The sequence below is a fragment of the Bifidobacterium simiarum genome, assembly GCF_002802905.1.
GTDB lineage: Bacteria > Actinomycetota > Actinomycetes > Actinomycetales > Bifidobacteriaceae > Galliscardovia > Galliscardovia simiarum.
This window is the reverse complement of the sequence record NZ_PEBK01000001.1, coordinates 425001-448121: the sequence shown is the minus strand read 5'-3', so window position 1 is coordinate 448121 and position 23121 is coordinate 425001. Positions and strand designations below refer to the sequence as shown.

General features: G+C 66.6%; 18 protein-coding genes. 3 read left to right on the top strand and 15 right to left on the bottom strand.

Annotated elements, in window-relative coordinates; all coding sequences use genetic code 11:
* Positions 1-52: 52 nt before the first annotated feature.
* From CSQ87_RS01730 to CSQ87_RS01660, 15 genes are all read right to left on the bottom strand, one after another.
* The gene (locus CSQ87_RS01730; protein WP_100512122.1) at positions 53-1801 is read right to left on the bottom strand and encodes an LpqB family beta-propeller domain-containing protein; all 1749 of its coding nucleotides are present in this window, start codon (positions 1799-1801) and stop codon (positions 53-55) included.
* Entirely contained in the window at positions 1798-3618 is a 1821-nt protein-coding gene (gene mtrB / locus CSQ87_RS01725; RefSeq protein ID WP_165776681.1) for an MtrAB system histidine kinase MtrB, read from the bottom strand. The genes CSQ87_RS01730 and mtrB overlap by 4 nt, the downstream gene beginning before the upstream one ends.
* 72 nt (positions 3619-3690) lie before the next feature.
* Entirely contained in the window at positions 3691-4410 is a 720-nt protein-coding gene (mtrA, locus tag CSQ87_RS01720) for an MtrAB system response regulator MtrA (protein ID WP_100512120.1), read from the bottom strand.
* Positions 4376-5851 (bottom strand): replication-associated recombination protein A, encoded by a 1476-nt coding sequence (locus CSQ87_RS01715; RefSeq protein WP_100512119.1) that lies wholly within the window; start codon positions 5849-5851, stop codon positions 4376-4378. The genes mtrA and CSQ87_RS01715 overlap by 35 nt, the downstream gene beginning before the upstream one ends.
* A gap of 94 nt (positions 5852-5945) precedes the next feature.
* Complete coding sequence (locus CSQ87_RS01710; RefSeq protein ID WP_100512235.1) at positions 5946-7478, bottom strand: acid phosphatase; 1533 nt, start codon at positions 7476-7478, stop codon at positions 5946-5948.
* Positions 7479-7809: 331 nt separating this feature from the next.
* Positions 7810-10368 carry a DEAD/DEAH box helicase gene (locus CSQ87_RS01705; RefSeq protein WP_100512118.1) on the bottom strand — a complete coding sequence of 853 codons (2559 nt, stop codon included), beginning with the start codon at positions 10366-10368 and terminating at the stop codon, positions 7810-7812.
* A 138-nt stretch (positions 10369-10506) separates the two neighbouring features.
* Positions 10507-11499, bottom strand: coding sequence for a PPK2 family polyphosphate kinase (locus CSQ87_RS01700; RefSeq protein WP_100512117.1), 993 nt, complete (start codon positions 11497-11499; stop codon positions 10507-10509).
* Positions 11500-11613: 114 nt separating this feature from the next.
* The gene (locus CSQ87_RS01695) at positions 11614-12150 is read right to left on the bottom strand and encodes a YbaK/EbsC family protein (RefSeq protein ID WP_100512116.1); all 537 of its coding nucleotides are present in this window, start codon (positions 12148-12150) and stop codon (positions 11614-11616) included.
* A gap of 152 nt (positions 12151-12302) precedes the next feature.
* Positions 12303-13955: a bifunctional metallophosphatase/5'-nucleotidase gene (locus tag CSQ87_RS01690; RefSeq protein WP_100512115.1), complete on the bottom strand. Its 1653-nt coding sequence runs from the start codon at positions 13953-13955 to the stop codon at positions 12303-12305.
* A 99-nt stretch (positions 13956-14054) separates the two neighbouring features.
* A complete protein-coding gene (gene ptsP / locus CSQ87_RS01685; protein WP_100512234.1) occupies positions 14055-15743 on the bottom strand; it encodes a phosphoenolpyruvate--protein phosphotransferase in 1689 nt (562 codons plus the stop codon).
* A 75-nt stretch (positions 15744-15818) separates the two neighbouring features.
* Positions 15819-16571: a ubiquinone/menaquinone biosynthesis methyltransferase gene (locus tag CSQ87_RS01680; protein ID WP_100512233.1), complete on the bottom strand. Its 753-nt coding sequence runs from the start codon at positions 16569-16571 to the stop codon at positions 15819-15821.
* A 136-nt stretch (positions 16572-16707) separates the two neighbouring features.
* Complete coding sequence (locus CSQ87_RS01675; RefSeq protein ID WP_100512114.1) at positions 16708-17919, bottom strand: amino acid ABC transporter permease; 1212 nt, start codon at positions 17917-17919, stop codon at positions 16708-16710.
* A gap of 8 nt (positions 17920-17927) precedes the next feature.
* Complete coding sequence (locus CSQ87_RS01670; protein ID WP_100512113.1) at positions 17928-18605, bottom strand: amino acid ABC transporter permease; 678 nt, start codon at positions 18603-18605, stop codon at positions 17928-17930.
* 1 nt (position 18606) lies between these two features.
* On the bottom strand, positions 18607-19446 hold the full coding sequence (locus CSQ87_RS01665; RefSeq protein ID WP_100512112.1) for a glutamate ABC transporter substrate-binding protein: 840 nt from the start codon (positions 19444-19446) through the stop codon (positions 18607-18609).
* 41 nt (positions 19447-19487) lie between these two features.
* Positions 19488-20258, bottom strand: coding sequence for an amino acid ABC transporter ATP-binding protein (locus CSQ87_RS01660; RefSeq protein ID WP_420868045.1), 771 nt, complete (start codon positions 20256-20258; stop codon positions 19488-19490).
* 257 nt (positions 20259-20515) lie between these two features.
* Between CSQ87_RS01660 and CSQ87_RS01655 the strand changes: the two genes are divergently transcribed.
* Genes CSQ87_RS01655 through CSQ87_RS01645 form a run of 3 tightly spaced genes read left to right on the top strand, consistent with a single transcriptional unit; the run spans position 20516 to position 23120 of the window.
* Positions 20516-21523 (top strand): ABC transporter substrate-binding protein, encoded by a 1008-nt coding sequence (locus CSQ87_RS01655; protein WP_100512110.1) that lies wholly within the window; start codon positions 20516-20518, stop codon positions 21521-21523.
* Positions 21524-21525: 2 nt separating this feature from the next.
* Positions 21526-22332 carry an ABC transporter permease gene (locus CSQ87_RS01650; RefSeq protein ID WP_100512109.1) on the top strand — a complete coding sequence of 269 codons (807 nt, stop codon included), beginning with the start codon at positions 21526-21528 and terminating at the stop codon, positions 22330-22332.
* Entirely contained in the window at positions 22329-23120 is a 792-nt protein-coding gene (locus CSQ87_RS01645; protein ID WP_207761070.1) for an ABC transporter ATP-binding protein, read from the top strand. The genes CSQ87_RS01650 and CSQ87_RS01645 overlap by 4 nt, the downstream gene beginning before the upstream one ends.
* Position 23121: the final 1 nt, after the last annotated feature.

Sequence of the window (23121 nt, the reverse complement as noted above, 5' to 3'; positions counted from 1 at the left end):
TTTGTGCGATTCGGGGACGACATAGGGAGGCATATGGGGCAGGCGCCCGCGATCACCACCCGCTGGTGATCGCGTCGGTCTGATAGTCAAGCACCCGCCACGAGGCGTTGAGCGAGGCCCTCGAATACCGGACCATGCCGCTGGAGTCCAGCGCGATCAGGCTCAGCGTCTGATCGATCTGGGCGGACACCAGTTCGGTCGTGCCCTTGGGAAGGCGCTGGGCACTCTCCGGACCGGGCGCCATCTGCTGGTAGCCGCCGTCCGTATCCCGCACCGCGTACACGATCGTCGCCTCGTTATAGAACGTCATCGCGGCGATGTCGGACCGGTTCGAGATCGTGACCGCATGAGAGCTCAACGAGGTGGGCAATTGACTCGAGTCACGGCCGATGCCGATCATCACGACCTTGCCGTCATTCGACCCTCTCCTGCCCCCCACCGCGATCACGGCGCGCGACCCCTCCGGAGAGATGTCGAACGCGGTGATCTGCCGGCCTTCGAGGAACGACGCCGAGAACCGCCGTTCCTGACCGTCCCGGTGAACCATGATCTGCGAGGAATCCTTGGAGACGGCCCAGACCTCGTCGTCGATGCCCTCGCGCAGCAGGCTCACCTCGTTGCCCCCGAACAACGTGCCGCAGGAGTCGGTGTCCTTTGTCACGCATTCCACGATGTTGTCGGAACGCAGGACCGCACCGCCGCGTGAGGTGAACGCCATGCCGGTCGCCTCGCCGAAGCGGCCGGCCACATCGCCCAGACGCACGAGATTGTTCGATGCGATGGACAGGATGAAGTTGTTGGCCAGACTGTACAGATGCCGGGGCGGCTGGTTGATGACGATGCTTTCGTGCTCATCCGCGCCCGACAGGTCCTGACCGGCGTCGTCGGTGACGCTCAGCCGGTATTCCCCGCTGCCATCGCCCAACGTCAGCCGTATGCGCCGCACCAGCTTAGCACGTTCGGCCGCCGTCAGCGCCATCACTCCGCTGGTGAGCTTCACCTGCACCACGCCCTTGGAGACCGGCACGGAATCCATGGCGAGACTGATCCCGTCGTCGCCCACCGACCGTGCGGCATCCCCCAGCCAGCTCGCCGGCTCCCGAAGAAGCTCGCGCACGGCGAGCGTGCGCCACTGCCGCCACGGGAACCATCGCTGATCGGGGATCAGCGTCTTGCCGGAGTCGGCAAGCTGATACAGCTCCACCTGCCGGAACACCTGGAAGAACCCCGTCTGCGCGATGCTGATGCCGTCGGGCAGGGAGGAGATCCTCCACTGCCCGTTCACCTTGACGAGCCGCAGATCGATCGTGGACGATCCCGTGGATCCTTCGGCCGAGTACACGCCGCGGGAGTCGACGACGCCGATCTGGTCGTAGGAGACGGTGACGCCCACCCGGGATGCCGACTGCGACCCGCGGGACTGCGTCTCCATCTGATCGGCCCTGCGGGAGATCCTCGGCTCGCCGGAGTAGATGACCGTCCGGGAGTCGGGCTTCCACGTCTTGCGGGCGGCGTCGGTGAGGAACTCCCTCACCACCCTGAAGCCGTCGCTTTGGGGGCCGGCCGGCAGGGAGTCGATGAATCCCTCGACGATCTGCTCCGGCTCGGCGCCGTCGCTCGGCCCCTGCGGGTCGATGTAGACGCGATGGTCCTCGTTCTGGGAGAGCGTCACCCGCTCCACCGGACCACTGGTGGGCAGCCCCATCGAACAGCCCGAAACCAGCATCAGCGCCGCGGTGAGCGTCACGGCGCCGACCGCCCGAACCAGCTTCACCGGATCCACCGGAGCGTTCCCCCTCATCGTCCGTCACCGTCCTTCATCAGGCCCGCTACGTCAGCGCCGGTGTCTGCCGCATCAGTGCCGGCTACATCGGTGCCAGTGCCGGCCGTCTCAGTTTCGTCCGTCTCGGCATCGGCGGACTCCTCGGCATCGTCCGCCGCGCCGTCCACGTATCCGTCCAGTTTCGTCCGGCCTTCGAGGAAGTCCCCGACGACCGCCGGGTACGAGCTTTCGATGAACCGCACCGGATGGTCCTCGGGGGCGAGACGTCGATCGTCGTTCGCCCGGACCGGTATGGTCAGCAGGAACCAGGTGCCCTCCCCCAGACAGGATCGCACCGTCAGATCGCCGTGGTGCAGCATCGTGTCCTGCATGGCGATCGACAGGCCCAGGCCGGTGCCGCCGGTGAGGCGGGATCGCGAGGTGTCCGCACGCCAGAAGCGGTCGAAGATGTGCTCGAGGTTCTCCGGATCGATGCCGACGCCGAAGTCCCGGACGCTGACGGTCACGGCCCGCCCGTTGGCCGCAAGCCGCACCTCCACGGGCTTGTCCTCGGCGAAGTCGATGGCGTTGCCGAGCAGGTTGCGGATGATGCGCGTGATGCGTCGCGAATCCATGTCGGCCGCGATCGGATAGTCGGGCATCGTCACCGCGAGGACCACCTGCCTGGCCTGGGCGATCTCGCGCACGTCGTCGACGGCGTCGCCGATGGGGATGCGGATGTCGGTCTCCACCAGATCGGCGGAGGCGGAGCCCGCGTCGTAGCGCGAGATCTCCAGCAGGTCGGCGAGCATCTGCTGGAACCGCGAGGTCTGCTCGCTTAAGAGCTCCACCGTGCGGGCCGTGCTCGGTTCGAAACCGTCCTTGCGGGCCTCGAGCAGGTCGGAGGCCATGCGGATCGTGGTCACGGGGGTGCGCAGCTCATGGCTGACATCGGAGACGAACCGGCGCTGCATGGAGCTGACGGTCTCCAGCTCGTCGATCTTCTCGTTGAGGGAGTCGGCCATGGCGTTGAACGACTGCTGCAGCACGCCGATCTCATCGCGCCGGGTGACCTCGGCTCGTGCGGAAAGGTCCCCGGATGCGAGCTTCTCGGCCGTGCTGGCCACGTTGCGCACGGGTTTGACGATGCCGCGCATCACCCGCCAGATGATGACGCCCACGACGATGCTCATCAGCAGGCATGAGACGAGCAGCGCGAACTCGATGTTCGTCACCGTCGTCTGCTGGATCTCGTAGGAGTAGGCTGCGAACAGGCTGAGGCTGCCGCCGTCCGGCCGGGACAGCAGTCCTCCCAGAATCGCGCCGGGCAGGTCATGACGGTCCTCGTTGTCGAAGCCGACCGGCTGGTAGAACATCTCGCCGGCGGACGACTGCAGCACCTGGCGGCGCATGGACTCCGAGACGAGCGACAGGTAGTTGGGGTCGGTCGAGACGGGGATGAGGTCGGCGCCGCCCTCCCCCTCGCCGACGATGTAGATGCCGAGCAGGTTGGAGCTGCCGTCGTCCTGCAGCGATGAGGCCAGATCGGAGATCAGACGCTGGGCGTCCGAATCGTTGGACAGGTCCGCGGAATCGAGATTCGCCTGCGCCCGGTCCATCTCGTCGGCGAAATCCTTCTGGGCCTGACTGGTGGCCTGCTCCATCAGCGACGAGCGCACCGAGACGAACGAGGCCGTCGAGAAGCCGGCGGCCACCACCAGCGTGACGACCGCGATGGAGAAGATGACCCTGCACTGCAGGGAGCGCGTGACCGACGTGCGGATGCGCGGAAGCATCCGCGACAGGACGGAGACCAGTCCCCGTTTGCCGGACCCGCCGGGCTGATCAGCCTTCATGGCCTTCATAATGTGGCCTTCATAGTGTGGCCTTCATAGTGTGGCCTTCATGATGCCGCCGACACCAGCGGATCACTGGCGGACGGGCGCCACGAACTTGTAGCCCACGCCGCGCACGGTCTGGATGATCTCCGGCTTCTCGGGATTGTCCTCCACCTTCTGGCGCAGGCGCTGCACATGCACGTTGACCAGTCGGGCGTCGCCGGAGTTCTGGTAGCCCCACACCTGCTCGAGCAGGTCGCCGCGGGACAGCACGTCGCCGCTGTGGCAGGCCAGCACGAACAATAGCTCGAACTCCATCGGCGTGAGGTTGAGGTCGCGGCCGTCCTTGGTGGCGGTGTGCTCGTTGCGGCTGATGTCGATGGCCCCCTCGTGCACCTCCTGCACCCGGTCCGCCTGGGCGCCCTTCGACGACGACGCCGGCGTGAACGTGCGCAGACGGGCCTTGACCCGGGCCACCAGCTCGGCGACCTTGAACGGCTTGGCCACGTAGTCGTCGGCCCCCGCCTCCAGTCCGCTGACCACGTCATGGGTGTCGGACTTGGCGGTGAGCATGATGATCGGCACCTGCGAGGTGCGGCGGATCTCGCGGGCCACCTCCACGCCGTTGAGGCCGGGGAGCATCACGTCGAGCAGCATGAGGTCGGGGTTGATCGTGGGGAACATCTCCACCGCCCGAAGACCGTCGTAGCACACCACGGTGGAGAAGCCCTCGGATTCCAGCACGATGGACAGCATCTCCCCCAGCGCCTGATCGTCATCCACGATCAGAATGGTCGTCTTGTCCCTCATCAGTACGCTCCCTTATCGTTCCTGTCTCTCGGTTCTCTCCCGGGATGCCGGCCATACCACCCTGCCGACCTTCCACGGTATCAGCACCATGCAGTATCGAGCGGATCCGTTCCAGCCTCGGACCGATCTCCCGCTCGTAACCACGGTCATTGGGATGATAATACTCCCGACCGACCAATTCGTCAGGCATATACTGCTGGGCGGCCACGGCGCCGGGCGCATCGTGCGCGTACTGGTAGCCCTCGTGGTTGCCCCACTGCTTCATCAGCTTGGTCGGGGCGTTGCGCAGGTGCAGCGGCACCTGGCCGATGAGGCCGGCGTCCACGTCGGCGAGCGCGGCGTTGATGGCGTTGTAGCTGGCGTTGGACTTGGGTGCGGTGGCCACGGCGATGACGGCTTCGGCGAGGATGATGCGGGCCTCGGGCATGCCGACCATGGCGACGGCCTGTGCGGCGGCGACGGTGGTCTGCAGGATCTGCGGGGCGGCCATGCCCACCTCCTCGGCGGAGGCGATCATGATGCGGCGGGCGATGAATCGCGGGTCCTCGCCGGCGCGCAGCATGCGGGCGAGATAGTGCAGGGCCGCGTCGGGGTCGGAGCCGCGCATGGATTTGATGAAGGCGCTGGCCACGTCGTAGTGGTCGTCGCCGTCCTTGTCGTAGCGCACGGTGGCCACGTCCATGACCTGCGAGACGGTCTGTGGGGTGATGACGGGCTTGCGGGCGCCTTTTTTGCGCTGTCTGTCGCCGGTGACGGCGCCGGCCGCGGCCTCGAGGATGGTGAGCGACTTCCTGGCGTCTCCGCCGGCCATGCGGATGATCTCGTCGATGGCCTCGTCGCTGGCCTTCACCTCGCCGGCGAGTCCCCGTCGGTCGGTGAGCGCCCGCCGGATCAGGACGTCGAGGTCCTCCGGCGTCAGCGCTTCGAGCTTGACGACCACGGATCGGCTGATCAACGGCGCGATGACGGAGAAGCTGGGGTTTTCGGTGGTGGCGGCCATGAAGGTGACGTCCCGGTTCTCGACGCTGGGCAGCAGGGCGTCCTGCTGGGATTTGGAGAAGCGGTGAACCTCGTCGATGAACAGCACGGTCTCCTGCCCTTTGGAGACGAGCCGCTCGTGGGCGCGGCGCAGCACCTCGCGTACGTCCTTGACGCCGGAGGTGACGGCGGAGAGTTCCTCGAAGACGCGGCCGGACTGTTTGGCGACGATGGTGGCGAGGGTGGTCTTGCCGACCCCCGGGGGGCCGAACAGGATGATGGAGCTGGGGGCGGTGAGCGAGCCCTTCGACGCCGGGGACGCCAGTCGCCGCAGCGGCGAGCCGGCGCCGAGCACATGCTGCTGGCCGACCACCTCGTCGAGGGTGACTGGTCTCATGCGGACCGCCAGCGGGCGGGTGAGGTCCTCGGGGGCGTCGGCGGCGGTGAACAGGTCTGCGGTCATGGCCTCCAGTGTAACCGCACAGCTCGAACAGGTGTTCGAGATCGGAGCCGGTCCGGCCGCCCCGTATGTTTGCCGCTCCGTATGTCCGCCGCGCCTATCGGTCCCGGGACTCGCGGGATGCCGGCATGCGAAGGATGATCGCGCACAGTACGATCACGGCGACGGCGACCGCGATCGTACGGATCCGGCGTTCGGCCGGCGAGGTCTGTCCCGCCGTACTGCCAGCGTCGCCGGTATCGTCCGCGTCGCCGGTATCGTCCGCGTCACCGGTATCGTCCGCCGTGCCGGGGACGGTCGCGTCGGATGCCGGGTGGTCGCCGACGTCGGCGTACTGCGCGCCGATGACGGTGGGACGGTCCGATCCGGGGACGACGTCGGTCACGTTGCCGGAGCGGTCGAGGGTGACCCTGGCGCACAGGGCCTTGGCGAGGTCGATGCGCTGCCATCCCCCGGCCGAGTCGCTTAGGGGGTACCCGGATTCGATCGCCGTGAGCTTCAGGATCTCGTTGCGCTGGTCGACGTGCAGCTGCGGGTAGGCGATGCGCAGGATGTCGGCGGCGCCGGCGGGGGCGTCGAAGGCGCGGCCCGTGGCCTCCGTTCTGCCGAATCCGTAGGTCATGCGCGCGTCGTAAGCGGCGATGGCGCTGCGCTTGTCCGTCACCGGGGCGCGGCTGACCGGATCGGTGAAGTCGTTGCGATATCCGCCAGTCCCGTCGGCCTTGAGATCGCGAATGCAGGCGTCGAGTGTGCTCCCGTGGCCGTCGGCCCGGCACCGTCCGGCGAGGTAGGTGCGCAGCTGGTCGGCGGCCGGCTTGACCTTCGTGTCGAACTCGTTGTGCCAGTACTGGCCGTTCTGGGCGCTGCCGGCGATGCGCCCGCCGATGACGTCGAGCGGATAGTGGACGCCGAGCACGATGCGGTTGTTGCCGGCCTCGGAGGTGCGGGCCATGATCTGCGGGGCGAGCTCCGGGATCATGCCGGCGAGCGCCACGCCCCAGCTATAGGCGAAGGTGGTGTGGCCGGAGGGGAACGAGCTGTTGTTCTTCAGGTTGTCGTATCCGGGGATGTGCTCGCCCCAGGAGTTCACGCGGATGATGTCGAGCGTGGGGGCGAGTCCGGCCAGATCGTTGGCGCCGTGGTTGGACCGGTCGAGGTAGGGCCGAGGATGGTTGGCGGCGTTCTTGGCCTCGAAGGTGTTGATCGTGTCGAATTTGAACAGGTCGTCCACGAGGGGCAGGTCGCCGCGCCGCAGCCCTTCGCGCAGGTAGCGTCCGATCGTTGGGCCGAGGGCGTCGGGCATGGTCTGCCACGCGTACAGGTCGGAGTCCACGAGCGCCCGCTTCTGCTGCTCGCCGAAGCCGTCGGACACCCGGTGGCGTGCGGCGAGATGGTTGATGGCCTCGGCGGTCTCCTGGTCATGGCGCATGACGGCGGTGTCGAGCACCCTGCCGCCGCCGTCCTTGCCGGGGGCTTGCCAGTAATGGCGTTCGTAGCTACCGAGTAGGCCGACCAGATCGGGGTTGGGCAGCTGGGCGGGCACGGCGGCATTCGCCGTGGTTGCGGCGTTTGCCGTGGCCCCCGCAGGCAGCATGGTCAGGGTCAGCAGCATCGTCGCGATCAGGGTCATGACGATCGGCCGCGGGCGGCTGGTCGGGAACGGACGGCTGAGGGGGAACGGATATCGCATGTCACCGGCTTTTCGACATCGGCGGCCGCGGTGCGCGGCGCGCCGAACCATGGGTCAACGTCGGCGAGCATACCCGGGGGAAGTGAACGATCGTATGCGATATCGCAACGGGACGGGACGGCTCGGTGAACCGTGGGTGAACCTGCCGGGCCGGCCGGGCCGATGGCCTCCGTCGACCGTACGCACACCGTATACGATCCCATTCCCGATCGGACCGGGTTCCCGATCGGATCAGAGATCATAGCCCGGTCACGGTCCGATCACTGCCCGGTCACAGCTCCTCGACCGGACCGACCCGGTAGTCGTCGAACACCACCTCGCCGCTGGCCTGCGTGGCCTTGAGATCCACGGCGCCGGTGATGGCCCAGTCGTGGTCGCCGTCGGAGTCGTCGATGATCTGCCGCACGTACCATACGCGATCGGTCCGTTCCTTCGACGTGTCGAGCACGAAGTACTCCGAGGAGCGGGCCGAGGCGTCGGTGTTGACGTACTCATGCTCGTCGTAGTACTCGTCCAGCGTGTCCTCCCAGTCGCGCAGGCCCATCCCCCACGACTCGTCCATGGCGGCGAGGGTGCGGGTGTCCTCGAGGTCCATGAGCTCCACGCGGCGGAACATGGCGTTGCGCACGAGCACGGTGAGGCCGCGTCGGTCCTGCACGATCTCGTCGGCCGCCTTGGGCGGGGCCGCGGTGGCGGCGGCGTCGGGATCCGAGGCCCCGGCGTTCTCCCATTCGTCCACCAGCGAGGAGTCGACGCCGCGCACGACCACGCGCAGCCAGGCGATGATGTCGTCGAGCCGCTCGTCGCACTTCTCCGGCGGCACGGTGCGTTCCAGCGCACGGTAGGCGTCGGAGAGGTAGCGCAGCAGCGTGCCTTCGGAACGGGCGATGTTGTAGCGGGCGATGTATCCGGTGAAGTCGGAGGCGGTCTCGATCATGTCGCGCAGCACCGACTTGGGGCTTAGCCAGTAGTCGTTGGCCCACGGCACGTCATGCCGGTATTCGGTGAACGCCGCGTCGAGCATGTCCTCCAGCGGCTTGGGATAGGTGATCTCCTGCAGACGGTCCATGCGCTCGTCGTAGTCGAGGCCGTCGGCCTTCATCTGCGCCATGGCCTCGTCCCTCGCCTGACGCTCCTGGGCGCGCAGCACCTGCTTGGGATCCTCCAGCGTGGATTCGACCATGGAGATCACGTCGAGCGTATAGGTGTCCGACTCGGGGTCAAGCAGTTCGAGCGCGGCCAGCAGGAACGGGCTGAGCGGCTGGTCGAGGGCGAAGTCCTCCGGCAGGTCCACGGTGGTGGTGTAGTCGCGCTCGCCGTCGTCGTACTCCTCGTACTCGATCACCTTGGTGTCGAGCAGGGTCTGGAAGATCTCGTCGGCCCGCTCGTGCAGCTTCTCCTTCTGCTGGGGGCTCTGCGCCGAATCGTCGATCAGATCGTCCACGCGTTCGCGGGCGTCGCCGCCCTGCATCACCTCGGCGAGCACCATCGAATGGGTGATGCGCATGTGCGGGGTCAGGGTCTCCGGCGGCTGGTCGATGAGCTTGTTGAAGGTGTTCTCGTTCCAGGTGACGAATCCCTCCGGCGGCTTCTTGCGCTTGATCTTCTTCAGCTTCTTCGGGTCGTTGCCGGCCTTGGCCAGCGCCCTCGCGTTCTCGATCTCGTATTCGGGCGCCTCGGCGATCACCAGACCCTCGGTGTCGAAGCCGGAACGGCCGGCGCGACCGGCGATCTGGTGGAATTCGCGGGCGCGCAGCCTGCGCATGCGCGAGCCGTCGAACTTGGTGAGCTGGGTGAGCACCACGGTGTGGATCGGCACGTTGATGCCCACGCCGAGCGTGTCGGTGCCGCAGATCACCGGCAGCAGACCCTGCTGGGCGAGCTGCTCCACCAGTCGGCGGTACCGCGGCAGCATGCCCGCGTGATGCACGCCCACGCCGGTGCGCAGCAGACGCTGCAGGATCTTGCCGAACGCGGTGGTGAACCGGGTGCCCTTGATCGCCTCGGCGATGGCGGCGCGCTGCTCCTTGGTGGTCACGCCGGTGCTGGACAGCGCCTGCGCGGTCTCCAGCGCGGCGTCCTGCGAGAAGTGCACCACGTAGATCGGCGACTCCCCATGGCGCATGGCCAGCTCCACCGTGGAGGCGAGGATCGCGTCGGTGTACTCGTAGCTCAGCGGGATCGGGCGCTTGGCGTCATCCACCACGGCCACGTCCGAATCGGTGTGCCGCTCGAGCGTGTCCACGATCTGCGTGGTGTCGCCCAGCGTGGCGCTCATCAGCAGGAACTGCGTGTGCGGCAGCGTGAGCAGCGGCACCTGCCATGCCCATCCGCGCTCGGAATCGCCGTAGTAGTGGAATTCGTCCATCGCCACGCAGCCGATGTCGGCCCGCTCCCCTTCGCGCAGCGCCTGGTTGGCGAGGATCTCGGCCGTGCAGCAGATCACCGGGGCGTCGGTGTTGATATGGGTGTCGCCGGTGATCATGCCGACGTTGTCCCGCCCCAGCACGTCCACGAGGTCGAAGAACTTCTCGGAGACCAGCGCCTTGATCGGCGCGGTGTAGTACGAACGGCGCCCCGTGCACAGCGCGGCGAAATGCATGCCGAGCGCCACGAGCGACTTGCCCGATCCGGTTGGGGTGCTCAGAATCACATGGTCGCCGGCCAGAAGGCTCATGATGGCCTCCTCCTGATGATCCCACGGCGTGATGCCGCGGGATTCCACCCAGTCGAAGAACCGATCGTAGATGTCGTCCGCATTGAGATTGCGATCGTCGTCCCCGTATCCCGGTATCAGCTCCGCCAGCGTCGTCTTCCGCTCCCCGGCCATCTCGACTCCCCTCGTCCGCGTTCCTGTGATCCGCACCATTGTAGCCGCCGCGCCGGGACGAAGCGCGGCGGTCCCGGTGAGGGGAACGGCTCCGGACAGCCGAACGAACCGGACCGGACGGCATTATCCCAGCCGGTGCTATCCCAGCCGGCGCCGGGCCTCGTCGAGGTCGAACCTCGCCGGCGGCCAGTCGAGCTCCATGCCCCTGAGCGTCACGCGCAGCAGCTCCGAAACCACCGCCCTCGAATACCAGCGGTTGTCGGCCGGAACCAGATACCACGGCGCGCAGTCGGTGGAGGTCTTCTCGAACACCTCCTGCCATGCGGCCATGTAGTCGTCCCAGCGGTCCCGCGCGTCGAGATCGGAGACGTCGAACTTCCAGTGCTTGGTGGGGTCGTCGAGTCGCTGGAGGAACTGCTTGCGTTGCGCATCCTTCGAGATCACGAGGAAGATCTTGATGATCGCGCAGCCGTCGTCGGCGAGCTCCCGTTCGAACCGTCGGATCCGCTCGTACCGTCCCTGCCACGTCGCTTCGGGCAGCGTGCCGTAGACGTGGGGCATGACCACGTCCTCATAGTGGGAGCGGTCGAAGATCGAGATCCATCCGGGGGCCGGCAGTTCGCGTTCGATGCGCCACAGGAAGTCGTGGGACGCCTCCTCATCGCTCGGCTTGCCGAAGCCGTGGTAGTGGATGCCCATCGGGTCGACCTGATGGAACACATGCCTGACGATGCCGCCCTTGCCCGAGGCGTCCATGCCCTGCAGCACGATCAGGAGCCTCCTGCGCGATCCGGTGGTGCCGTTGGCGTACAGCTGGTCCTGATAGCGGGCGATGGATTCGGCGCTCAGCTCGATGAACCGCTCCCCCTCCTCGGCGGTGGCGTGGAATCCGGGGGTGGATCGGCCGCGCACGTCCGCGAGCGCGGCCACGCCGTCACCGAATCTGAGCCGCTTCGAGGGGTGCTTGCTCCAGACGGCGCTGAGCAGGTCGGAGGTCTGTGCGGCCAGCCCCAGTCGTTTCTGCAGCGACTTGCGCTGCTTGATGGCCTTTTCGAGATCCCGGTTCGTTTCGCTGGCGCTTCTCAGGGTCCTGTTGATGACCCGGGCGCCGCCCGTCTTCGCATCCGCCATTGGATACCTCCCGTGTTCATGCCACTGGTGTCCATGCCACTGTGTTTGAAGCTTAACACCCGAATGGCTGTGCGGCGGGATGCGAAGGCGGACAGTTCGGGGTCCGGCGTCGTTTCATGCGCGCGGCTTGCCGAGTCCCTCCACGAAGGTGATGCCGGGGATGTGCCGGAAGATCTCGCCGTTCACCACGAGTTTCGACGGGCGGATGCCGGAGCCGAGGTACAGTTTCGGGATGCCGAGGATGTGCTCGTCCACCAGCAACGGCCAGCCTTCGGGCAGTCCGATGGGCGACATGCCGCCCGATTCCATGCCGGTGGCCTCCACCGCCGCGTCGATGGGCGCGAACGAGACCTTGCTCACGCCGAGCGTGTGCTTCACCTTGCCGTTGAGGTCGGCGCGGGTGTCCGCGGTGACGAAGGCCGCCGCGAATTCGGGCGGGGCCTTGCGGGTTTTGTGGGTGTGGGTCACGACCACGTTGCCGGTGATCGCGAATGGAATATCGTAGTTCGGGCACCACAGGTCGGTGTCCGATTCCTCGTCGCTGTTGCGGGTCACGCCGAGGATCAGGTCCTCCGGCAGGCTCTTCAATGCCTCGAACACCGGCGGCGCCAGCAGCGTCCCGTCATGCCAGTCCTCGATCGTCAATGCCATGGTCGTCCCCCTTTGGTTGCGTACCGCCCCAGCCTATCGGCCCGGAGGTCCCGACTGGCCGGCCGGATCATCGACGTTGCTTATGAGGCGCTATCGGCGGGACGATCACGGTGGGGTCCGCGGTGGATAATCGCGGCAGAGTACGGCCGGGATCAGTCGTGCGAGCGCAGGAAGTCGATGAGGGTGCGCGCGTAGGGCACGCCGGTGTCGGCATAGCCGGTTCCCCGCAGGAACGCCCGGTAGCCGTCGCCGCCGGTGAGCAGGAAGCTGTTGCCGGCCACGGTGATGCGTTCGCCGTCCGCCACGGGACGCCCGTCCACCTTGAGATCGAGGACCTTCGGCTCGTCGCCGTCGAGGTCCATGGTCCACGTCACGTTGGAGGAGACGCCGAGCTGGCCGCTGCGCCAATGCCCCTCGTCGTCCCGGTGCCACTGCTGGGCGATCGCCCGGCGCAGCGTGGCGCCGTCGAGTGTGACGACCGCGTTGTCGAACTGCAGCGCCATCATGTCGCTCGCCTCGCGGACGGTGACGAACCCGTCCCCGTCAAGATCGAGGGCCTGGGTGCGCAGGCTTCCCGGGTTGACGAACCCCACCCGCGCATGGGCGCCTTCCGTGGTGCGGCGGGCCCCGTCGAGCGCGGCGTCGGCGATCAGCGTATACAGGGCGATGCGCCCGGTCTTCGGATCACGATCGGCTTTGTCGGTCCGGTCGTAGCGCTGCGGCACCGAGGAGACCACCACGTCGCCGGCGCGGCGTGCTGAGGCGTCGGCCCGCCGCAGGATCGACTCGACGGCGTCCGTCGGGGAAATCGTGGTCTGTACGGCGCTGACCACCTTCGCGGGGTCCGTGCTCGACGGCCAGTCGCCGACCAGTGGGCCGCCGAAGCTGTTGCTCACGCTCACCTGCGACTGTCTGCCGGAGCCCGAGACCATGAGATCCTGGACGGCCACGTAGCGGCCGAAGCATCCGGCCTCGATGATCGGCGCGCCGGACGCCGTGCGCCGGTCCGTCTTCACGGCATGGGTGTGTCCGGCGTACACCAGATCGACGTTGGCGTCCAGTCCCACCGGATCCTTCGCCACCAGATCGGCGTCGTCGTGGATCAGCGCGACCACGACGTCCGCCTCGCCGTTGGACTCGTCGCCGTCGGAGAGCCGGTCGGCCACGCGGTTGACGGCGGTGACGGCCGATTCGTCCAGCCGCACGTTGCGCATCACACTGCGGGAGAGCACCGATCCCAGATGGTCGGTGACCGCTCCGACGAACGCCACGCGCTTGCCCGCCACCATGCGGATCGTGTAGTCGCGGAGGTTGCCGATCCCGTTCGGACCGGTCTTGCGCACGTTGGCGGCCAGCCATTCGATGCCGTGGCTTTTCGAGGCGATGCGGTCGTTGAAGTCCTTTACGCCGCGGTCGAGCTCGTGGTTGCCCATCGCCGAGATGGTCAGCCCCCATGCCTTCGCCATGGCCAGCGTCGGCTCGTCCTTGTGCAATGCGGATTCGTACGGGGATCCGCCCACCAGATCGCCCGCGGAGACGGCCACGGTGTTGCCCGGATTGTATTCGCGGACCCGGCCCAGCTGGTCCGCGATCCACGGACCCTGTTCGATATGCCCGTGGAAGTCGGTGATGTCGGCGATGGTGATCTTGCTCGGCTCGGTCTCCTGCGCCGCCGCGCGACGGGCGGCGAGACCCGACAGCAGCGACAGAGCCGCGAGGACCGCCACGATCCTGGCCAGCCACCGCAAGGCCGCCGGACGATTCGGGCCATGGTTCGATGTCTGCGTGATCTTCTCAAATCCCACGCCTTCACCGTATGGTGAACAGATGTACCGTCGCGCACCCGCAGCCGACGCGGGTGCGACGGGATGGTGAATTCTTAGCGCACGCCTAGTGCATGGCGATCAGGAGGGATCGGGGGCGCCGTTGCGGATGACGGGGCTGTCACGAATGACAGTGCTGCTACGAATGGCACCACGCAGGGGCAGGATGCCGGCCGGCGGGACGGACAGTTCGTCGATGCCGATTTCGAGGAACAGGTCGGTCAGGCTCGGGTCCGCGCCGAGCTCGCCGCAGATGCCGCACCAGATGCCGTGACGATGCGCGGCCTCTACGGCCATGCGGATCATGCGCAGCACGGCGGGCGAATGCGGGTCGGCGAAGCGCCCGAGATTCGGGTTCTGCCGGTCGCAGGCCAGCGTGTACTGGGTCAGGTCGTTGGTGCCGATGGAGAAGAAGTCGGCTTCGGCGGCGAGCTCGTCGGCCATGATCACCGAGGCGGGCGTCTCGATCATGATGCCCATCCGGATATGCTCGTTGAAGCCGATGTGCTCGCCGCGCAGCTCCTCCTTGGTCTCCTCAATGATCCGCTTGGCGTCACGCACCTCCTGAACCGAGGTGATCATGGGCAGCATGATGGCGATGTTGCCGTACGCGGAGGCCCGCAGCAGGGCGCGCAGCTGGACCCTGAAGATCTCGGGACGGGTCAGGCAGATGCGGATGGCACGGTAGCCGAGGGCGGGATTGTCCTCATGTTCCAGATCGAAGTAGCCGACCCGCTTGTCCGCACCGATGTCGAGCGTGCGGATGATGACAGGCCGGTCGCCCATCCTCCGCGCGACCTGCCGGTATGCCTCGAACTGGAATTCCTCGGTCGGCCAGTCCTCGCTCTCCAGATACAGGAACTCGCTGCGGAACAGGCCGATGCCCTCGGCGTCGTTGGCCAGCGCGGCGGTCACGTCGGAGGGACGGCCGATGTTGGCGTACAGACGGATCTTCCGGCCGTCTCTGGTCTCGGTGGACCTGCCCTTGAGTTCCCGCAGCAGGCGCAGATGATCCTCGTACTTGGCTTTCCTGCCGCGGTATTCGGCGAGCGTGGCCTCATCGGGATCGATGACCACCATGCCGCTGGTGCCGTCGATCACGGCGACGTGGCCGTCATCGGCCGTGTCGAAGGCGTCGCCGATGCCGATGACGGCGGGCAGGCCCATCGTGCGGGCCAGGATCGCGGTATGCGAGTTCGCCGAGCCCCCGGCGGTCACGAAGCCCAGCACCGCGGACCGGTCGAGCCGCACGGTTTCGCTGGGCGCCAGATCCTCGGCGAGGATGATATGGCGCCCGTCGTCGCCATGACTTCCGCCGCCACCCGCCATATCTCCCGATCCTCCTTCGAGCACGTCGATCACGCGGCGGGAGACGTCCCTCACGTCGGCGGCCCGGGCCCGCATGTAGGAGTCGTCCATCGCGGCGAACATGGCGGCGAACCGCTCGGCGACGGCGTCGACCGCGAATTCGGCGTTCACCCCTTCCGATGTGATCAGCTTCTCGATTCCCGCCGTGTAGCCCGGATCCCGGAGCATCATCCGGTGGGCGTCGAACAGCGAGGCCTTGTCGTCGCCGAACTCGTCCTCGACCCTGTCCCGCAGACGCCCGAGCTGCGTGACGGCGGCATCACGGGCAGCACGGAAGCGCGCCACCTCGGCCGTCGGATCGTCGATCAGGCGACGTTCCACGGCACGACCAGCATCGCCGCGCACGGCAATCTCGCCGATGGCGATGCCGGAGGATGCTCCGACGCCCCGTATCGTCCTCATCGTTCTCATCGTCTTCGCTGTCTTCATCACCGTCATCACCGTTGCTCCTTCGCCGTCCGTCCCTATGCCGTCCCGCTACGCCACGGCCCGGCACAGCGAGGCGATGCCGCCGGTCAGAGGCTTCGCCGCCACGCCGTGCCATCCCGTTTCGCGCAGCATCGCCGTGACGCCCCGCCTGCCCTGCCATCGGGCGATCGAGGCGTTGAGATACCGGTAGGCGTCGGCGTTCCCCCCGAGCAGACCGCCCAGCGCCGGCAACGCCACGGTTGCGTAATGCGTATAGAGCATACGCCACAGCGGGTCGCCGGGCATATCGAAGTCAAGGACGACGATAGGCCCGCCCGGCCGGCATACCCGTCGCATCTGCGCGAGCGCGACGTCGGGCCGCGGCATGTTGCGCAACCCGTAGGAGACGGTCACGGCGTCGAACTCCCCGTCGGCGAACGGCAGTGCCATGGCGTCGGCGACGACGTACCGCACCGTTCCGTCGCAACACACAGGACCGCGCTGATGATCGCGGCGCCGGCGACGACCGAATTCCCGCCGGCGGGCCACGGCGAGCATGCCGTCGGCGATGTCGCAACCGGTGACGTCGGCGCCGCGGTCCGCCAGCGCCCGGGAGGACGATCCGGTGCCGCAGGCGACGTCGAGAATGCGCCGTCCGGCCAGGAAGCCACCGCAGGCGTCCCCAAGCGCCCGGACCGCGGCGCGACGCCAGAGACGGTCCTGTCCCAGTGAGGCGAGGTCGTTGACGAGGTCGTAGTGTTCGGCGATCGTCGAAAACATGGCTCGCTGCCGCCGCGTGCTCTTCTGGAGGTCCGTGCTCATGCGGCCACGATACCGCAGACCGAGCACGTCGCCGGGTCGCCGTGACGGCATCGGGCATCGAAAAAGGGCCTCCGCGCGTGCGCATGGAGGCCCTGGGCATTGGTCGTCCGTTCACCGGACGAGGGAAACGACGGCGTCAGATCTTCGTCCTGCCGCCGATGTCGTTGTGTCCCTTGCCGATGTCGTCGGCGTGCTTGAACGACGCGGCGCCGAACCGGTGGTGGTCGCCGGAGAAGCTCTTCTTGGACTCGTGATGCCCGTCGGTCTTCTTCTCGGCTCCGTCCGCGTTCCTTTCGGAGGACTTGCGGTCGCGGTTGTCGGGATGCGTCTCGTCGTATCCCTGCTCGTACCGGGTCTTGCGCCAGTTGTGGATCGACGCGTTGGTGCCGCGGTGGTGCACGTGGTACTGGCGCGGGGTACCGCGCAGCGGACGCTCCTCGACCTCCTTGGCCACGGCGATCTGGTTGACGTTGGACGGATCGCCGGCGGCGATCGGGGCCAGCGGCTCCTGCTCCACCGGGGCCGCGGTGCGCTTCTGCATGTGCTCGGGAAGCCATTCGGCCAGTCGCGACAGCAGCCAGCAGGCGAAGAAGTACACGACTCCGGCCACCACCAGCGTCTGCAGGATGTTGAAGTACATCGAGCCGAGTCGGCGCGACTCCTGCAGCAGGTCGGTGTACATGATGATCGAGCCCAGAGCGGTGTCCTTGAGCACCACGACCAGCTGGGTGACGGCGGCGGGCAGCATGGCGGTGACGGCCTGCGGCACCTCGATCTGCATCAGCGACTCGGTGCGGGTCAGACCCAGGGCGAGGGCCGCCTCACGCTGGCCGCCGGGCAGGTTGCCCACGCCGGAGCGCACGAGCTCGGCCACGACGGAGCCGTTGTACAGCACGAGGGCCAGCACGACCGCCCAGTAGGACGGCTCGCCCATGCCGGCGAACGCGAACCAGCGCCAGAAGAAGATCATGAGCAGCAGCACGGGCACCGCACGGCAGAACTCGACGATCGCGCCGGCGACGGTGCGCACGATCAGGCTGGGCAGCAGACGGCCCACGCCGAAGATCAAGCCGAACGCCACCGAACCGATGACGGCCAGCACCGAGGCCTTGACGGTCATCCACAGGCCGGGCAGGTAGAAGTCGGTCCACGCCTCGCGTTCGAGGGCGGGCTTCCACAGCTCCCAGCTGAGCTGGTTCTCGCCGTCCGGCGGGTTGTGCAGGCGCATGAGGATCAGGGCAAGCACCACGATGAAGAACGCGGCGGCGATCCAGTTGATGATCATGATGCGCCGGCGGCCGCGGGGGCCGGGCTGGTCGAACAGAACGGATGAGGATGTGTTGTTCATCGTCGCCGTCACCTCCGCACGGCCAGTTTGTTGGACAGATAGGTGGTCAGCATGCCGATCGGGATGATCATGATCACGTAGCCGAACGCGAAGATCAGGAAGATCGAGACGATCACGTCGGGATGGTATTCGATCATCTCGCTCATCAGCGAGGACGTCTCGGTGGCCACGGAGGCGGCCGCCGCGACGGTGGAGTTCTTCAGCAGCGCGATGAACGTGTTGCCCAGCGGGGCGACCGATCCGCGGAAGGCCTGCGGCAGGATGATCTCGGTGGCGGACTGCATGAATCCCAGACCGAGGGCTCGGGCGGCCTCGGCCTGTCCGAGCGGCACGGTGTTGATGCCGCTTCGCAGCGACTCGCACACGAACGCCGCGGTATACAGGCTCAGGCCGGTGACGGCCAGCCAGAAGAAGTTCGTGGCGAACGTGTCGGAGAACGTGAGCTTGAGCTGCGCGTAGGCGCCCAGCACCATGAACACCATGATGATGGTGAGCGGCATGTTCTTGAAGAACTCCACGTAGCCTCCGGCGACGGCGCGCATGGAGCCGATCGGCGAGATGCGCATCATCACGAGGATGACGCCGAGGATCATGGAGAACAGCGCGGACCACAGGGTCAGTTCGATGTTGACCAGGAACGCGGCGGGCACGTTGTATTCGGCAAACAGGTCGATGAAGCTCTGCATGTCACTCCCCTTCCGTCGGCTTCGGCGGGTTGTACTTGGCGTTCGGCGTGTAGCCGGTGCCGCGGGTGTTGTCCTTCACGGCGCGCTCCCAGGAGCCGTCCTTGATCATCTTCGCAATGGCGGCGTTGATCTTCTTGGCGAACGCCTTGTTCCCCTTCTTGATGCCCACGCCGTAGTACTCCTGGGTGAACGGCTTGCCGACCACCTTGAGCTTGCCGCGGGACGCGGAGGCGAGACCGGCGAGGATGATGTCGTCGGTGGTCACCGCGTCGACGATGCCGGAGAACAGCGCGGTGGCGCATTCGGCGTATCCGGGCTGTTCCATGAGCTGCACCTCGTTGGCGAACTTCTCCTTGACCGTGGTGGCGGAGGTGGAGCCGGTCACCGAGCACAGGCGCTTGCCGTTGAGGTCCTCGGGGCCCTTGATGGAGGTGTCGTCGCGGCGGACGAGCAGATCCTGTCCGGCCACGAAGTACGGGCCGGCGAACGAGACGGCGTTCTTGCGCGAGTCGGTGATCGAATACGTGGCGAGGATCATGTCCACGTCGCCGTTCTGCAGCATGGCCTCACGCTGCTTGGACGGGGCTTCCTTCCAGATGATCTGGTCCTCGGAGTATCCCAGCTCCTGGGCCACGTAGCGGGCCACGTCCACGTCGAATCCGACGTAGGTGCCGGACTTCTTGAAGCCGAGTCCCGGCTGGTCGAACTTGATGCCGATACGGATCTTGCCTTCCTCGTCGGATGATCCGCAGGCGGAGACCGCGAAGACGCAGGCCACGGCGCATACGACGGCGATGGCCCTGCGCCACACGCGGCGCATGGTTGCACTCATTGATTTCATAGACTGTCTTTCTTCTCGACTTCCCTGGCTTCCGTCCCCGATCAGTGGGTGAGGATCTTCGACAGGAAGTCCTTGGCGCGATCGGTCTGCGGGTTGTCGAAGAACTCGTCGGGGGCCGCCTGCTCGAGGATCCGGCCGTCGGCCATGAACACGATGCGGTCGGCGGCACGGCGGGCGAAGCCCATCTCGTGGGTCACGCAGATCATCGTCATGCCTTCATGGGCCAGTTCGATCATCACGTCGAGCACCTCGTTGACCATTTCGGGGTCGAGCGCGGAGGTCGGCTCGTCGAACAGCATGACCTTGGGCTGCATGGCCAGTGCGCGGGCGATGGCCACGCGCTGCTGCTGGCCGCCGGAAAGCTGGCTGGGCATCTTGGACGCCTGGGAGTCCACGCCGACGCGGCGCAGCAGGTCCATGGCGAGGTCCTCGGCCTCCTTCTGGGCCATGTGGCGCACGCGCATCGGAGCGAGGGTCACGTTCTGCAGAATGGTCTTGTTGGCGAACAGGTTGAAGGACTGGAACACCATGCCCACTTCGGCGCGCAGGCGGGCCAGTTCCTTGCCCTCCTGCGGCAGGGGCTTGCCGTCGATGCGGATGTCGCCCGAATCGATGGTCTCCAGACGGTTGATGGTGCGGCACATGGTGGACTTGCCGGAGCCGGAGGGGCCGACGACGACGAGCACCTCGCCCTTGTCCACCTTGAGGTTGATGTCCTTGAGGACATGGAGATCGCCGAAATGCTTTTCGACGTGGGTCATTTCTACAAGCGGATGCGTCGCATCCTGGGTGGTGATCTTCATTTCAGACATACGGTGCATAATACCGCAGACCGGTTAAAACGATCGACGCGGGGTTCCGACGACCCCCTCATGCGCACCGTTCACAACCGTTGCCGGGCCTCATCGACACGGCCCGATCCTCGAAGGACGACACGGCGCCGCACCGACCGATGATTTTTGGTTGGGTGCCCACCTAGCGGACAAACCCACCAAATTAACATCGCCGTCATTATCATGATGGCCGTTGCGCAAGCAGGCGCATCAATGAGAGAGCATAAGGACCATCTATGAACGCTGTAACCCGCAAGTTCCGTTCCGCCACGGCCGCCGTCGCCGCCGTGCTGATCGCCGCCACCGCCCTGGCCGGCTGCGGAAGCTCCTCCTCGTCCTCGAAGGACGGGGACACCGCCGTCTCGATCGGCGTGGAGCCCTGGCTGGGATACGCCCCGTGGTACATCGCCGAGAAGAAGGGCTACTTCACGGACCAGAACGTCAAGGCCACGATCACGAACTTCGACACCGACTCCGACATGAACGCGGCCATCGCCGCCGGCAAGATCCAGGCCGGCAACGTCGGCACGCAGAGCGCGCTGCAGATGCTGGAGAACAAGGTGGACGTCTCCGTGGTGATGGTGCTCGACGCCTCCGAGACCGCCGACGCGATCATCTCCGACGGCAGCGTCTCCAGCGTGGCCGACCTCAAGGGCAAGTCCGTGGCCTACGAGGAGGGCAGCACCTCCGACGTGCTGCTCAACTACGCCCTCGAGGAGCAGGGCCTGACCGTGAACGACATCAAGAAGGTGCCGATGAGCGCCAGCTCCGCCGGCACCGCGGTGATCGCCGGCAAGGTGCCCGCCGCCGTCACCTACGAGCCGTACATCACCGAGGCCAAGCAGAAGGACCCGAACCTCAAGGTGGTGTACACGCCGAGCGCCAAGGAGGGGCTGATCTCCGACGTGCTCGTGGTGCGCAACGACTTCATCAAGAACCACCCCGACCAGCTGACCAGCCTGCTCAAGGCGTGGGACCAGTCCATCGACTTCTACGACAAGAACACCGACGAGGGCCAGGAGATCATCGCCACCGCGATCGGCTCCAAGAAGGAGGACCTCAAGAGCGCGTTCGCCGGCGTGAAGTACTTCACCGCCAAGGACAACGCCTCCAAGCTCACCGGTGACTTCAAGTCCACGTTCGAGGCGGTGAACAAGGCCTCGATCAAGGCGAAGATCGTCAGCAGCACGCTGAACCCCGACGACTACGTGAACGCCGAGTTCGCGACCAAGGCGGCCAAGTAACGATGGCCTCGACGAAACGCAGACGCTCGCGACGGCTTCGCACGCCGCTGAGCCGTGGGCAGCGCATCGCGGCCCCGCTGGTCACCTTCGCGGTACTGCTGGCGCTATGGGCGCTGGTCACCGAAACCGGCATGGTGGATCCCCTGTTCCTGCCCTCGCCGTCCGCGGTGGCGCAGGCGCTGGTCGATCAGGCGGCGCAGGGCGCGCTGTGGACCGACATCGGCACCAGCGTGTACCGCATCACGGTCGGCTATCTGATCGCCGTGGTGATGGCGGTGCCGCTGGGCGTGATGATGGGCGTGAACGAATGGGTGCTCAGCGCCGTCGAGCCCCTGATGGACTTCATCCGCTACATGCCCGTGGTGGCATTCGTGCCGCTGACGATCATCTGGGCGGGCACCGACGATCTGCAGAAGTTCCTCATCATCTGGATGGGCACGTTCTTCCAGCTGGTGCTGCTGGTGTGCGACGCGGTGATGCAGGTGCCGCAGAATCTCATCGACTTCGGCGAGACGCTGGGCATGAGGAAGCACGACATCATCACGCGCATCGTGTTCCCCTCGTCGCTGCCGCGCATCTGGGACGCGCTGCGCGTGAGCCTCGGCTGGGCGTGGACATGGCTGGTGGTGGCCGAACTGGTGGCCGCCACGTCGGGTCTGGGATACCGGATTACCGTGTCGCAGCGGTATTTCGCCACGGACGTGATCATCGGCTACGTGGTGGTGCTGGGCATCCTCGGCCTGTTCTTCGATCAGGTGATGCGCGCCATCGGCAAGCGGGCCTTCAAGCGTTGGGAGGGTAGGTCATGAGCGGAACCGATACCGGCAATACAAGGACCGCGCAGGACGTCGAGCCGCGCATCGGCGTGCGCGACGTGTCGATGTCGTTCGGCGAGCTGAACGTGCTCGAGCACATCGACCTGGATTTCCATGAGAACGAGTTCGTGGCCGTGGTAGGAGCCTCCGGCTGCGGCAAGAGCACGCTGCTGTCGATCATCGGCGGACTGCTGGAGCCCACACAGGGTTCGGTCACCGCGGCGGGACAGCCGGTGACCGGACCCGGGCGTGACCGCGGCATCGTATTCCAGCAGCCGGCGCTGCTGCCGTGGCTGAGCTGCCTGAACAACGTGGAGTTCGCGCTGCGCGGCGAGGAGGGCCTGTCGAAGGCCGAGCGGCTGGAGATCGCACGCCGGCATCTGGCCGACGTGAAGCTCTCCGGATTCGAGGACGCCTACCCCAACGAGCTGTCCGGCGGCATGAAGCAGCGACTCGCCCTCGCCCGATCCCTCTCCTATCGCCCGTCGGTGCTGCTGATGGACGAGCCGTTCGGCGCGCTCGACGCGCTGACCCGTCAGGAGATGCAGATCCTGCTCACCCAGGTGTGGGAGGCGAACCGCATGACGGTGATGATGGTGACCCACGACATCGAGGAGGCGGTGTTCACCGCGGACCGCGTGGTGGTCCTCACGCCGCGACCGGGCCGTATCCGCGAGGACATCGCGATCGACCTGCCGCGTCCGCGCACGCAGGAGATGATCGCCACCGAGCGGTTCCAGTCGTACGTGCAGCATATCTGGGATCTCATCCACGAGGGGTGAG